Origin of the sequence: Agrobacterium tumefaciens, assembly GCA_025559845.1 — a bacterium.
Lineage (GTDB): Bacteria > Pseudomonadota > Alphaproteobacteria > Rhizobiales > Rhizobiaceae > Agrobacterium.
The window spans coordinates 1,869,295-1,882,505 of sequence record CP048469.1; the positions used below are offsets into that span (position 1 = coordinate 1,869,295).

The window sequence follows — 13,211 nt, forward strand, 5'->3', positions numbered from 1 at the left end:
CCGTCACGGCATGTTTTCAGGCAGGCTCACGCCGTCGCCAGAACACCGCCGGTGACAGGCTCTGCCACGCCTGTCGTGCCTGGATAGGTCAGCGGCAATCCCTTCAGAGACCGAACCGCAAGGTAGGCCCAGGCTTCAGCCTCCATCGCCCCACCATCGAAACCGGCATCCTCCGCCGCGATGACCTTGGCATCCTTTTCGGCGGCCTGCGCGGCGAACTCTGCCATGATAACAGGATTGAGACGGCCACCACCACAGACCACATAGGTTTTGGCCGCTTCCGGAAGATAGCTGGCGGACTTGAGAATAGCCGTACCGGTCAGGTGCGCCAGCGTGCGCGCGCCATCACCCAGCGAAACCTCGCCCTTCTGCGGCGGCAGGAAATCGCTGCGGTCGAGCGAGCGGCGAATATTGGCCGAAAAGAACGGGCTTTCCATGTAGCGGGTCACGAGCGGAGGCACGACCTTTCCGCTTGCGGCAACCTTGCCGCCCTTGTCGAAGGTCTTTCCGGTATGCGCCTCGATCCACTGGTCGATCAACATGTTGCCCGGCCCACTGTCGAAGGCCGCAAGCCGCCCATTGTCGCCAATGAAAGTGAGATTGGAAATGCCGCCGATGTTGACGAAGACGGCTGGCGTTGCAAAACCCTTGGGCAGATTGGCCGCAAGTGCGGCGTGATAGGCGGGAATAAGCGGCGCGCCCTGCCCGCCATGCACCATGTCGTTGGCGCGCATGTCATAGACGACGTCGATCCCGGTTTCTTCGGCCAACAGCGGACCGTCACCGATCTGCACCGTCAGCGCCTCATTCGGCCGATGCAGCACGGTCTGCCCGTGAAAACCGATCACATCGATCTGGTCTGCCTGAAGCTTGTGGCGATGCAGGAAGGATTTGACCGCCGCCGCATGAGCAAGCGTCAGCTTGCGTTCGGCATCGCCAAGATCCTCGGGGCGTTCGCGACGTTCGCGGATTGACTTGGCGGTCACCAGTGCTTTTTGCCAGATGGCGCGCAAATGCGGATCATAGGGAAAATAGCCACTCGGTCCATGCCGCACGATGCTTTCGCCATCCGTGTGCAAAAGCGCAATATCGATGCCGTCCATCGATGTTCCGCTCATAAGGCCGATCGCCGTTTTTACGTCACCCACGCGTCATTCTCCCGTCCGAAGGAATCATCATTGTACGATTCGCCATTATTCATGGCCGAAACGGGTGCACTTTTCAAAAAACAATGATAAATCCGCCGCGTTCATTGGCTCCCAATGACGACAAAGATCCAATCAGAAAGAAAAAGGTCATGTCCAGGTTCAAGTCCGATTTCCTCCGCACGCTCGACGAGCGCGGCTTCATTCACCAGATCTCCGATGAGGCAGGTCTCGACGAACTGTTCGCCAAGGAAACTGTGACTGCCTATATTGGCTATGACCCGACGGCATCCAGTTTGCACGTCGGCCACCTGACCCAGATCATGATGCTGCACTGGCTGCAGCAGACCGGCCACCAGCCGATCTCCCTGATGGGCGGCGGCACCGGCATGGTCGGCGATCCCTCCTTCAAGGAAGAAGCTCGCAAGCTGATGACGATCGACATGATCGAGGACAACATTACCTCGCTCAAGCACGTCTTCGCCAACTACCTCGATTACGATCGCAAGCCGAACCCGGCGCTGATGATCAACAACGCAGACTGGCTGCGTGGTCTGAACTACCTCGAATTCCTGCGCGACGTCGGCCGCCATTTCTCGGTCAACCGCATGCTGTCCTTCGACAGCGTGAAGACGCGCCTTGACCGCGAACAGTCGCTGTCCTTCCTCGAGTTCAACTACATGATCCTGCAGGCCTACGACTTCGTTGAGCTGAACCAGCGCGTCGGTTGCCGCCTGCAGATGGGTGGTTCCGACCAGTGGGGCAATATCATCAACGGTATCGACCTTGGTCACCGTATGGGTACGCCGCAGCTTTACGCGCTGACCTCGCCTCTGCTGACCACGTCTTCCGGCGCGAAGATGGGCAAGTCGGCCTCCGGTGCGGTCTGGCTCAATAAGGACCTGTTGCCGGTCTACGACTTCTGGCAGTACTGGCGTAACACCGAAGACGCCGACGTAGTCCGTTTCGCAAAACTCTTCACCACGCTGCCGATGGACGAGATCGCCCGCCTTGCAGCACTCGGTGGTTCGGAAATCAACGAAGCGAAGAAGATCCTCGCAACGGAAGTCACCGCGATCCTGCATGGCCGCGCTGCTGCCGAAGAAGCTGCGGAGACCGCACGCAAGACCTTCGAAGAAGGTGCACTTGCGGAAAACCTGCCGTCCATCGAGGTTCCGGCAGCCGAACTCGAATCCGGCGTTGGTCTGCTATCGCTGATCGTCCGCGCTGGCTTGGCGGGATCGAATGGCGAAGCTCGCCGCCATGTTCAGGGCGGTGCCGTCAGAATCAACGACAAGGCTATGGCCGATGAGCGCCAGACGATCGGTTCCGGCGAGATCACCGCCGATGGCGTCATCAAGCTTTCGGTCGGCAAGAAAAAGCACGTTCTCGTTCGCCCGGCATAAGCCGCGCAAAACGACATCAAAAAATGAGGGCCGCGAAAGCGGCCCTTTTTATTGGAACTCGAAGATCTGCCGGAAGACGCCCGGCGCAATCAGCGACAGAGGATTGATCGTTAGCGTTGGCTGGTTCGCCTGCCCTGAAAGCTTGAAGGTGATGCCGAGCAGACCACGGTCACGGCCATTGCCGAGGAAGATACCGATGAACGGTAACTCGCCGAACAGACGGTTCAGGCCATAAGCCGGCATGAAAGTGCCGGTCATTTCCATCCTGCCGCTCTGGTCTTTCAACAGGCCCTGGAAGGTCGCACCGATCTGTTCGCCTCGCACCACACCATTTTCGACAGCAATCGAGCCGTTGACGTAGACAATCCGCGCAAAACCGCGCTGGAACTTTTCCGAGCTTACATCGATGTTGCGGCGAACGGCCGTGTTGAGGCTGCGCCCGTCCTCACCTGTCGGCGTCGCGACGATATCCTGCAGCTTGGCCTCGTTGACGACGGAGAAATTGCGAAGGTCGAGCGAACCGCTCCAGGACGTACCGTTGCTGGTCGTCAGCGCCAGATTGACGAGGCCGCCACGCAGACGCGTATAAAGATCGGCAAAGCGGGCAAGCGAACCGGCATCGCTGCTTGTCAGCGTGATGGTGCCTGATGACGCCTTGTTGGTGGTCTGCGCCACGACGGCCTGGCCATTGCCCGTTACACCGCGAAAATCGACCGAGCGTATCTGGCCTTCGCGCAGATTGACGTCCGCATTGACGTTGGAGAGAACCTCGTTGTTGAACCCGTAGACCTTGTCGATCTGCGCCTTTATGGCGAGTGAGGGTTGCGAACGTGGCGTGCCATCCCCGGTGCCCGCGGGATTGCGCAATTTGGAAATCAGGGGCCGAAGGTCGATCGATTTTCCGTTTGCGGTGATGATGTAACTGTTCTTGGATGCAACGACAGAAACAGCATAATCGTCGGAAGACGATAGTTTCAGCCGGTCCAGATCTGCGGAAATCAGACCGTTCTTGTTGAAGGCAATATTGCCGGCCGCACCAAAGCCGTCACCATCGAGCGAAAAGTCATTGATGTTCGTACGGCCATCGACCGTCTCCATCGAAAACTCCGCGCTGGCGGGGATACCGATCCCCTTGCTCCAGCCGATGCCCGGCAGGATGATCGATGCTCGGGTGAGATCGAGCTTGACCTCCTGATGCTTGGGATCGGCCCCGCTGACCTCCAGCGTCGTGGTGCCGCCGAGAACCGTCGTCAGCTCCGGCGCAAGTTTCGCCACCTGATTTTCGTTCAGAGACGCCTTGAGGGCAAGCTGACGGGGAACGTTGCCATTCTTGCGCACGGGTTCCGTCAGCGCGATGTCCATCGGCACGTCATCGATCCGGCCTTTGCCCTGCAGCACGAGCTGCTGGTCGTTCAGCGTCATCGTGCCGTCAACCGCCGTCACGCTGCGACCGGCAAAGGGCCGCGCCAGTGCCAGCCCCTTGAGGTTCAGCTCCGCCGACCAGACCGGTGGTGGCGGGGCCTGACTGCTCAGCAACCCGACCACGAGCTTTGCGTGGGCTTTGACGTCACCGGTAAAATCTTCCGGTTTGAACTCGGTATCCTTGAGCGCATTGATCGGGTGAAAGGTCGCGAGCTCCGCCACCGCATCCGCAGCCCCGGCAATGTTCAGGTCGAGATTGGCAAGCAGCGGCTTCTCATAGACCGAATCGATCGAAAAACGGCTGTTTTCCAGCGTCAGGGAACGGTTGGACGGGAAGTAGGACGTCGCCCGCGAAATATCGACATCGATCTCTTCGCCGGAAAGCTGGAAATGGGCACTGGCATCCCGCAACGGCGGAATGTTGCCTGTGGTGTTTAACCGCGTATCGGCAATATCGAAGCGGATCTGCATTTCGCTTTTGCCGAGAATCAGCGGGCAACCGGGACCGCACATGCGTCCCTGCGGAATGAACACCGCGATCGAACCATTGGTGACGGTCCCGCCGAACAGGTTCGATACCACCCAGTCACGCGGCTTGTGCGCCATCCAGAACGGCCAGAGCTGCTTGACCGCCGTTGCCTCCATTTTCGGGATCTGGCCGCCGAAGCTGATTTCAGGTGAGCCCTGTTCTCCAAAACGGATCTTGAGCGACCCCGCCATGTCACCGAGCGGAGAGCTGACATAGAGCGAGGAGATATCCAGTTGCCTTGTCGCAGCCGTGAACTGCCCGTCAGCTTTCAGATTGAAAGGAACCGGCGGCTCGCCGGAAGCCTCTGCCGACGCCACGGCATTGTCGATCCTCAAGGCAAGACCGAAACCCTCGTCCGTGTCCTTGATCTCTCCGGCAATCGGAAGGATCGTTCGACCGAACTCGAGCCGCGAATTGTCGATCGCCAGCGACGTGTTGGCAAAGTCGTACCGCGCATTGATCGTGCCGCCGGAGACCGGCTGGGCTTCCCCGGCGATCAGCAACGTACCGTTGCCCACGCCCAGAGAAACGGAAAGCTGCGGCTCACGCCCCTCTCCACCGCGATGGGCGGCGATATTCACACCCGCCTTGACGTTCAGGCCTTCGTGCAGGCTGCCTTGCGGATCGTATTTCTCAAGCAGCGGCCCGACATCGAAACCATCGAGACGGGCCTGAAAACCTTCGATGACCCCACCGGTCCCCGATGTCTTGAGTGACAGGCTGGCAACCTCGTTGTTGAAGATCGCTTCGCCATCGATGGTGTAACCACCCTCCGCATCCGGCGAGAGAGCCAGCTCCTGCAACTGGATCGTCCGTAACTTGCCCTCGTTGCTGGGGGGCAAATGCACAGAGACATCCGAAATGGTGATCTGCTCCGTGCCGCTGACCCGGAATGCCTGTGCAAAATTATCGAGCTGCGCGAATGCCGATTGCAAGGCATCCGGGATCGCATCGATCTTGATCTTGGTGGGATCAAAGCCATTGCCCTTGGGCAGAAGCGCTGTATCGAGTTCCATCCCGTCAGCTTCAAGGCTCTGCACGGAAACACGGCCGGCAAGAAGCGCCAGCGGATCGAGCGCCATACCAATGGCACGCGCCCGGCTCATGTGCTGGCCGGAGGCCTGATCGATGATATCGACGTCACGCGCCACAAGTGCCAGCCGCAACCCGGTTGAAAAGCGAATGGCCGAAGAGCCGATGCGGGCGCTGTAATGGGGACCAAGCGCCTTTTCCAGCGCCTGCTGCGCCTGTGCCGACAAGGTTTTGTCGATGGAGCCGGTCTCTACCGACAGGATGATGCCGCCAATCGACAGGAAAGCGAGAACGAAAAGGGCCGTAAATATCTTCGTGAAGGTGCGCAGCATCGAACGCGGCGCCGGGCAATGCACGATGATCGGATCTTCGGCCTTTGCCGAAGGAAGATCGTGCAGCCGAACGATATCGCGCTTGCCGAACGTGACCCTTTCACCCCGTATTTCCGCCATACGCCCGTGTCTGCTCCCGGAAAGCTTTTGTTTCGCCGCAATACTGGACGACGCTTCGTTTCGCTATATACCGAATCTGGTGAGTTTCACTCAACATCCCGGTGAAAGAAAGGTGGATTATGACAGATACGACGATCGGCAGCCCAGCTCCTGACTTCACTCTACCGCGCAATGGCGGCGGAACGGTGACACTGACCGACCTCAAGGGCAAGGCAGTCGTACTTTACTTCTACCCGAAGGACGATACGTCCGGCTGCACGGCTGAAGCCATCGATTTCAGCGCGCTCGGCGCACAGTTCGAGGCAGCCAATACGGTTGTGATTGGCATCTCGCCCGATTCTGTCAAAAGCCACGACAAATTCGCGGCAAAACACTCGCTGACCGTGATGCTGGCGGCAGACGAAGAAAAGACCGTCGCCGAAGCCTACGGCGTCTGGAAGGAAAAAAGCATGTACGGCAAGAAATACATGGGCGTCGAGCGCACGACCTTTCTCGTCGCACCCGACGGCACCATTGCCGAAATCTGGAACAAGGTGAAGGTTGCCGGACACGCCGAGGCTGTTCTGGACGCTGCCAAAAAGCTCTGACATCGCTGTCGGTGTGCCTGACACGACGGGCGACGTGCGCGCCCGCCACTTACCGCTTATACTATGCCTGCCGGAGCGGTCCGGCAGGCAGTCTCCGACATCTGGCCATTGACGGTTTCAGCACGCACCAGAAGGCAGCCACATGTAATCTCGCCTTTGCGGAAGCCGACCTCACGCCCTCCTCACACCGATCCCTGACAGCCATCCGCCACAGCTGAAACGCTGATCTGTCAAGCATTCCCGGCTCCATGGCAAAACTTCGTTAACCTTAACGAAATATGATTTTCTCTGGCACACGGACAGGCTGGAGAGAGATTTTGGCTCAGACGGCAGAACAACCGGGGTTCGGAAAGAAGCGTAAGCAGCACGTCCTGATTCTGGCAAGCGGCGACAGGGTAAGGCATCTGACGATACGCCCCTGGATGACTGCCCTCGCCGTTTCCGTGGCTGGCGCGTTGTCGCTCGCCTATCTGGGTGCAACGTCCTACCTTATTCTCAGAGACGATCTGATCGGCGCGACAATGGCGCGGCAGACACGCATGCAGCACGATTATGAAGACCGGATTGCGGCCTTGCGCGCGCAGGTGGACCGCGTCACATCACGCCAATTGCTCGATCAGCAAGTTGTTGAAAGAAAAGTCGAAAAGCTTCTTGATCAGCAGACCGCCCTCACCTCCCGACATGGGCGCATGAGCGAGTTGATGGAGCGTACCGAAAATGCCGGCATAACACCTGCTGCAACTCCCTCGGCCTTCTCGAACGCACTTCTTCCGGAGAAAAGCGCCGACAAGGGGCGCGGCGTTTCCGCCATCGAAAAGCTGATGCAGCCCGACAAGGCACCCAAATCCGAAAAGCAGGTGTTTTACGCGCCGGGTAGCGGCGAGACACCTTCCGACCGCGCCGACCGGATTTTCTCCAAAGTCACGCTGTCGTTGAAAGACATCGAACGCCAGCAGATATCGCGAATCGCTGAACTCACCGCCGACGCCGAAAACAAGGCGACAGCGATGCAGGACATCATTCGCCAGGCAGGCTTGAAAATTGACGAAGCCGGAAACCAGGATGTTGGTGGCCCCTATGCCGCCCCGCAACCGGCTGAAAACGACCCGTTCAATGTCTCGCTTGCCAGCCTGGACAACGCCCTCAACCGGCTCGATCTCGTCAAGGAAACCGCAACCGGCATGCCGTTTGGCAACCCCGCTCCCGGCCGCACCATCACCAGCCGCTTCGGCAACCGTCTCGATCCCTTTCTCGGTCGGCCAGCCTTGCATACGGGCATCGACTTTCGTGCCGAGACCGGCGCCAACGTCAAGGCAACCGGCGCGGGTACCGTCACAATCGCTGAAAACTCGGGCGGTTACGGCAATATGGTCGAGATCGATCACGGTCAGGGCGTATCCACCCGCTTCGGTCACCTGTCCGCCATTCTGGTCAAGCCCGGCGACAAGATCGACACCGGCGACGTGATCGGCCGCGCCGGCAGCACAGGCCGTTCCACCGGCCCGCACATCCACTACGAAGTTCGCCGCAATGACGCGCCAGTCGATCCGATGCGCTTTCTTGTTGCCGGATCGGAGCTGAAAACATATCTCAAATAAGAGTAGCGATTTTATCGCGGATTTTTCTCTTGTTTTAGACAATCTCCGGAAAATTGCTTGAAAGCGCATGTAGCTTGGCCTGCATGACGTCTTTAAAGCACAATCACCCGTTGTTTCCTTGACTTTCAGGCGTTTTAGGCATATCCCCGCGCCACAGTCTTGCAGGCGCTTTCGCCGCATGCGGGCGTTCTTATTGAACCAGAACGGAAAAAGTTCTTCCTTTGACAACATTCTCTGATCTTGGCCTGAGCCAAAAAGTTCTTTCCGCTATTGCAGATGCCGGCTACACAACGCCGACGCCCATTCAGGCGGGCGCTATTCCGCCTGCGCTGGAAAGACGCGATATCTGTGGCATCGCACAGACCGGAACGGGGAAAACGGCTTCCTTCGTTCTGCCGATGCTCACCCTTCTGGAGAAGGGCCGCGCACGCGCCAGAATGCCGCGCACGCTGATTCTCGAGCCGACGCGCGAACTCGCAGCGCAGGTTGCCGAAAACTTCGAAAAATACGGCAAGAATCACAAGCTGAACGTCGCGCTGCTGATCGGCGGCGTCTCCTTCGAAGAGCAGGACCGCAAGCTTGAGCGTGGCGCAGACGTGTTGATCTGCACCCCCGGCCGCCTTCTCGACCATTGCGAGCGCGGCAAGCTTCTGATGACCGGTGTCGAAATTCTCGTCATCGATGAAGCCGACCGCATGCTGGACATGGGCTTCATTCCGGACATCGAGCGCATTGCGAAGATGATTCCATTCACCCGCCAGACGCTGTTCTTCTCGGCAACCATGCCGCCGGAGATCCAGAAGCTTGCGGACCGCTTCCTGCAGAACCCGGCCCGTGTCGAAGTAGCCAAGCCTTCTTCGACGGCGAAAACGGTTGCCCAGCGCATCGTTGCTGCGCACAACAAGGATTACGAGAAGCGCGCCATGCTGCGCGACCTGATCCGTGCCGAAGAACAGGAACTGAAGAACGCCATCATCTTCTGCAACCGCAAGAAGGATGTCTCCGATCTGTTCCGCTCGCTTGACCGGCACGGTTTCTCGGTCGGCGCTCTGCATGGTGACATGGATCAGCGTACGCGCATGACCATGCTGCAGAACTTCAAGGACGGAAACCTGAAACTGCTCGTCGCGTCCGATGTCGCGGCACGCGGTCTGGATATTCCTGACGTCAGCCACGTCTTCAACTTCGACATTCCGATCCATTCGGAAGACTACGTTCACCGCATCGGCCGTACCGGCCGCGCTGGACGGTCGGGTAAGGCCTTTACCATCGTCACGAAAAGCGACACGAAGTATCTCGATGCCATCGAAAAACTGATCGGCGAAAACATCGAGTGGCTGAACGGCGATCTTTCCGCCCTGCCCGCTCCCATGGAAAGCCATGACAATGGTGGACGTCGCGGCAACAAGGAACGTGGCGGCAAGGGTCGCGACAAAAACCGTCGTGACAACACGCAGCAGAACGAAACAATCAACAAGGGCGCACAATCCGCAACGGAAGCGGATGTCGCGGTTCACGGAGAAGACAAAGTGAAGGCAGAACGCAAAGCGGAAAAAGCGCCCCGTCATTCCGATCGCCGCAGCCCTGGCCACGCCAACGACGACAACCGCGACCGTCGCCGTCATTACCGTGACCACGACGATGGCCCGACACCGGTTGGCTTCGGCGACGACATTCCGGCATTCATGCTGATCGTGGCAAACGCCAAGAGCTGATCTGCCGGAAGGGCAAACGATGACCTCTCCAGGCAAACCGGGCCTCGATTTTCCTGGCGTCGGCGCTGGTCTCGTTATTCTGCGCGATGAAAAACTGCTGCTTTGCCGGCGCGTAAAGGCGCCGGAAGCGGAACACTGGAGCATTCCAGGCGGAAAAGTCGACCATATGGAGCCGGCTCATATCGCGGCAAAACGCGAGGCCGAAGAGGAAACGGGGCTGACGATCGGCCAGGTGGATTTCCTCTGCCACAGCGAACTGGCGCTGGCCTCCGATAACCAGCACTGGGTTTCCCTGATATATATAGCTCGCGATTTCCAGGGCGAGCCCACATTGACGGAACCGGACAAACTGTCCCAGATCGGCTGGTTCGCACTGGATCAGCTTCCGGAACCCCTCTCCGCCTTCGCAAAAGACGCATTGACGGCGCTCAAGCACCACCCGGTCCATCAGAGTTACTAGGGTACGGCGCAGCACGTCATAGAAGTGCGCGCTTGAAAATTCATGCAGAAAGCAACCGGCAACCATTTGCGTCATGGCCTCGGCGAGTGACGATTCGCGCCCGGATTGCAGCAGGCCTCACGACACACGATCAGACAGGGAAATGCGTACCGAGATTGCGCAGGGAGCTCTTTTGACAAAAAGCATGTCGAAAGCTTCAGCTTCTGCAAGGTTGGAACAACACAACCCAGAATTGCCTCATATTATCCCGCGTAAAAAACCGCTTCAGTTGCCCGAAGCGGTTGGTACGTAATAAAAAAGGATAGAATATCGAGTCCAATATAGTCTGGCAGTGCTTATATTCGGAACACTTCCGAGGCTCAAAAGAGCCAATTTCAGTCGTCCCCTGAAACACCTATATCTAAGCGAAACATTTACTTTTCGTCAAGCACATCTTCTCGCAAATGCGAAAAAACCAGAGAAAACTACGCGGCTGCGAAAGAAAAAATGCGCCATTACGAAAATAAATCAATATATTAACCAAGTGAAAACAAAATGGGCATTTTTTTCGGCTGCACTGTAGAAAGCAGAAATGTAATCTTGCCAGATACAATCTTCAGGTTATATCGCCCTCGCGTTACAGTTTTATAAACTAAAAAACGACCATCGCACATTCAAGTATACTTAAATATTCAAGTATCGTGATTTTCACTTGCAAAGAGGCGGCGCGAACAGGACTGAAGATCAGCTTTTCCTCTACCTGGTGAATTTCAACAACCCTAGCGCGTCCGAACCCGAATCTTTGTGCCCGCAACATTGACCCGGGAAAACATTTCGGTAGCCGGTATCGGCTTATGGTCGCTTTGACGTTATTTTTCCTTTTGAAAACGCGATCCTGCCGATAAACAATCAGACCGTGAAAATAGGATTTCGATCACGTGATGCGTTCTCTTTGCCTGCTGCCCTTTATCGCCAGTCTTGCCTTCGCGGGCGCAGCAAGCGCGGCAACAATTGGCATTGTCGCTCCCCAGAATGGTCCGTTCGAACTTTTGGGACAGCAGATCCGGCAAGGCGCAAAGGCGGCAGCGGCCAAGCTGGGTCTCGATGTGATCGAAATTCATGAAAGCTGCGAAGACGGCAGCGGCGGCGCCATTGCTGATGGGCTCGTTGCTGCCAAGGTCAGCGCGGCAATCGGTTTCCTGTGCACCGAAACGCTGCAGGGCGTCCTGCCGCCGCTCAAGTCTGCCGCCATACCAGCCATCACACTCTCCAGCCGTGCGCCCATCCTGATGGAAGACGCCCTGAAATATGGCTGGCCACTGTTTCGTTTCGCCCCGTCCGACAAGGCGGAGTCCGATAAGGTGGCTGAAATCATCCTGCGCGACTGGAAGGGTCACCCCATCGGCCTGGTCGATGACGGCACGATCTACAGCCGCGAACTTGTTGACCGGGTTCGCTCCGCCCTCGAGGAAAACGGCCTGAAGCCGACGCTGGCCGACACCATGCGCCCCACCCAGGAACAGCAGGTCGCACTGGTGCGCAGGCTGGCACGAACCGGGGTGACGCATGTATTTGTTGGCGCAGAGCGCAACGATGTCGCCATCATTGCAAGAGATGCCGGCACGGAGAACATTGCCCTGACGATCATGGGTGGCGATGCGATGGCCGCAGCCAACAACCCCGTCGCCCTCCCCCCCAATGTTCTGGCCGTAACACGCCCAGCCTACGACACCCTTCCTTCTGCGCAGGCAGTGACGGGTGAATTGCGGGCGGCAAACATCGAACCCGAGGGTTACGTCCTGCCGTCTTATGCGGCGACAGAGCTGACGGCAGCGCTTGTTGAAATGGTGCAGGCGCAAAACAAGCCGGCGTCCGAACTTCTGGCAAGCGGCACCGCATTCAAAACCGTCATTGGCGACATCGCTTTCAACCCCTCACACGAGTTTGCGGCGAACCCCTACGGCCTGCAACGCTGGAACGGCCAACGCTTTGAGCCGACCGACCGGGCGGAAAAACAATAGTTGGCCACGCCACCTAAAAAACCCGTCCGAACCCGCTGTAAAGCCGTTTCAAAGGGCATCGCTTGATGTTAAAGGCACCGCAGCAAACGCGCTGAGAGGAGTATGCCCATGTCCCTACCCATCCGGATCGCCCCATCCATTCTGGCATCCAATTTTGCCAAGCTGGGACAGGAGGTCGCGGACGTTACGGAAGCCGGCGCGGACTGGATTCACCTCGATGTCATGGACGGCCATTTCGTTCCCAACATCTCGTTCGGCCCCGACGTCATCAAGGCACTGCGCCCGCACAGCAAGGCATTCTTCGACTGCCACCTGATGATTGCACCTGTCGACCCCTACCTCGAAGCTTTCGCCAAGGCAGGCTGTGACAGTATCACCGTTCATGCCGAAGCCGGACCGCATCTGCACCGTTCGTTGCAGACCATCCGCTCGCTCGGCAAGAAGGTTGGTGTGACACTCAATCCCGCCACACCGCTTTCGGTCATCGAAAACGTTCTTGATGATGTCGATCTGATCCTCATCATGAGCGTCAATCCGGGCTTTGGCGGTCAGAAATTCATTCCCGCCATGCTCGACAAGATCCGAGCAACCAAAACGATGATCGGTGAACGTCCGATCGAACTCGAAGTTGACGGCGGCGTGACGGTTGAGACCGCACCTGCTATCATTGCCGCTGGCGCCAACGCCCTCGTGGCGGGCTCGGCCGTGTTCAAGGGAGATGGCGTCGACGACTACCGCAAGACGGTTGCCGCGTTGCGTGCTGCCGCCGAAACGGGACGTCGCTGAACCCCATACGTCGCCCTGACCGCTCGGGGCGACATGCGACTATGCCGACAGCAACCCTGCAAGTGCTTCTAGAGTGCTT

General features: G+C 58.1%; 9 protein-coding genes. 7 read left to right on the forward strand and 2 right to left on the reverse strand.

The features are described from left to right. Window positions 1-26 precede the first annotated feature (26 nt). Complete coding sequence (locus FY156_09580) at window positions 27-1,148, reverse strand: anhydro-N-acetylmuramic acid kinase (protein UXS01699.1); 1,122 nt, start codon at window positions 1,146-1,148, stop codon at window positions 27-29. Window positions 1,149-1,297: 149 nt separating this feature from the next. Here FY156_09580 and FY156_09585 point away from each other — a divergent pair, with 149 nt between their 5' ends. After that, window positions 1,298-2,551 carry a tyrosine--tRNA ligase gene (locus FY156_09585; protein ID UXS01700.1) on the forward strand — a complete coding sequence of 418 codons (1,254 nt, stop codon included), beginning with the start codon at window positions 1,298-1,300 and terminating at the stop codon, window positions 2,549-2,551. Between the two features lie 48 nt (window positions 2,552-2,599). Here the strand turns inward: FY156_09585 and FY156_09590 are convergent, their stop codons facing one another. Beyond that, complete coding sequence (locus FY156_09590; GenBank protein UXS01701.1) at window positions 2,600-5,986, reverse strand: hypothetical protein; 3,387 nt, start codon at window positions 5,984-5,986, stop codon at window positions 2,600-2,602. Between the two features lie 119 nt (window positions 5,987-6,105). Between FY156_09590 and bcp the strand changes: the two genes are divergently transcribed. The 6 genes from bcp to FY156_09620 all read left to right on the forward strand — a co-directional run bounded on the left by bcp (window position 6,106) and on the right by FY156_09620 (window position 13,132). Further along, window positions 6,106-6,573, forward strand: a complete 468-nt coding sequence (bcp, locus tag FY156_09595) for a thioredoxin-dependent thiol peroxidase (GenBank protein UXS01702.1) — start codon at window positions 6,106-6,108, stop codon at window positions 6,571-6,573. A gap of 317 nt (window positions 6,574-6,890) precedes the next feature. Further along, window positions 6,891-8,171: a M23 family metallopeptidase gene (locus FY156_09600; GenBank protein ID UXS01703.1), complete on the forward strand. Its 1,281-nt coding sequence runs from the start codon at window positions 6,891-6,893 to the stop codon at window positions 8,169-8,171. A gap of 221 nt (window positions 8,172-8,392) precedes the next feature. Further along, the gene (locus FY156_09605) at window positions 8,393-9,886 is read left to right on the forward strand and encodes a DEAD/DEAH box helicase (protein ID UXS01704.1); all 1,494 of its coding nucleotides are present in this window, start codon (window positions 8,393-8,395) and stop codon (window positions 9,884-9,886) included. Window positions 9,887-9,905: 19 nt separating this feature from the next. After that, a complete protein-coding gene (locus FY156_09610) occupies window positions 9,906-10,346 on the forward strand; it encodes an NUDIX domain-containing protein (protein UXS01705.1) in 441 nt (146 codons plus the stop codon). A gap of 920 nt (window positions 10,347-11,266) precedes the next feature. Further along, a complete protein-coding gene (locus FY156_09615) occupies window positions 11,267-12,346 on the forward strand; it encodes an ABC transporter substrate-binding protein (protein ID UXS03101.1) in 1,080 nt (359 codons plus the stop codon). Window positions 12,347-12,454: 108 nt separating this feature from the next. Beyond that, the gene (locus FY156_09620) at window positions 12,455-13,132 is read left to right on the forward strand and encodes a ribulose-phosphate 3-epimerase (GenBank protein UXS01706.1); all 678 of its coding nucleotides are present in this window, start codon (window positions 12,455-12,457) and stop codon (window positions 13,130-13,132) included. Window positions 13,133-13,211: the final 79 nt, after the last annotated feature.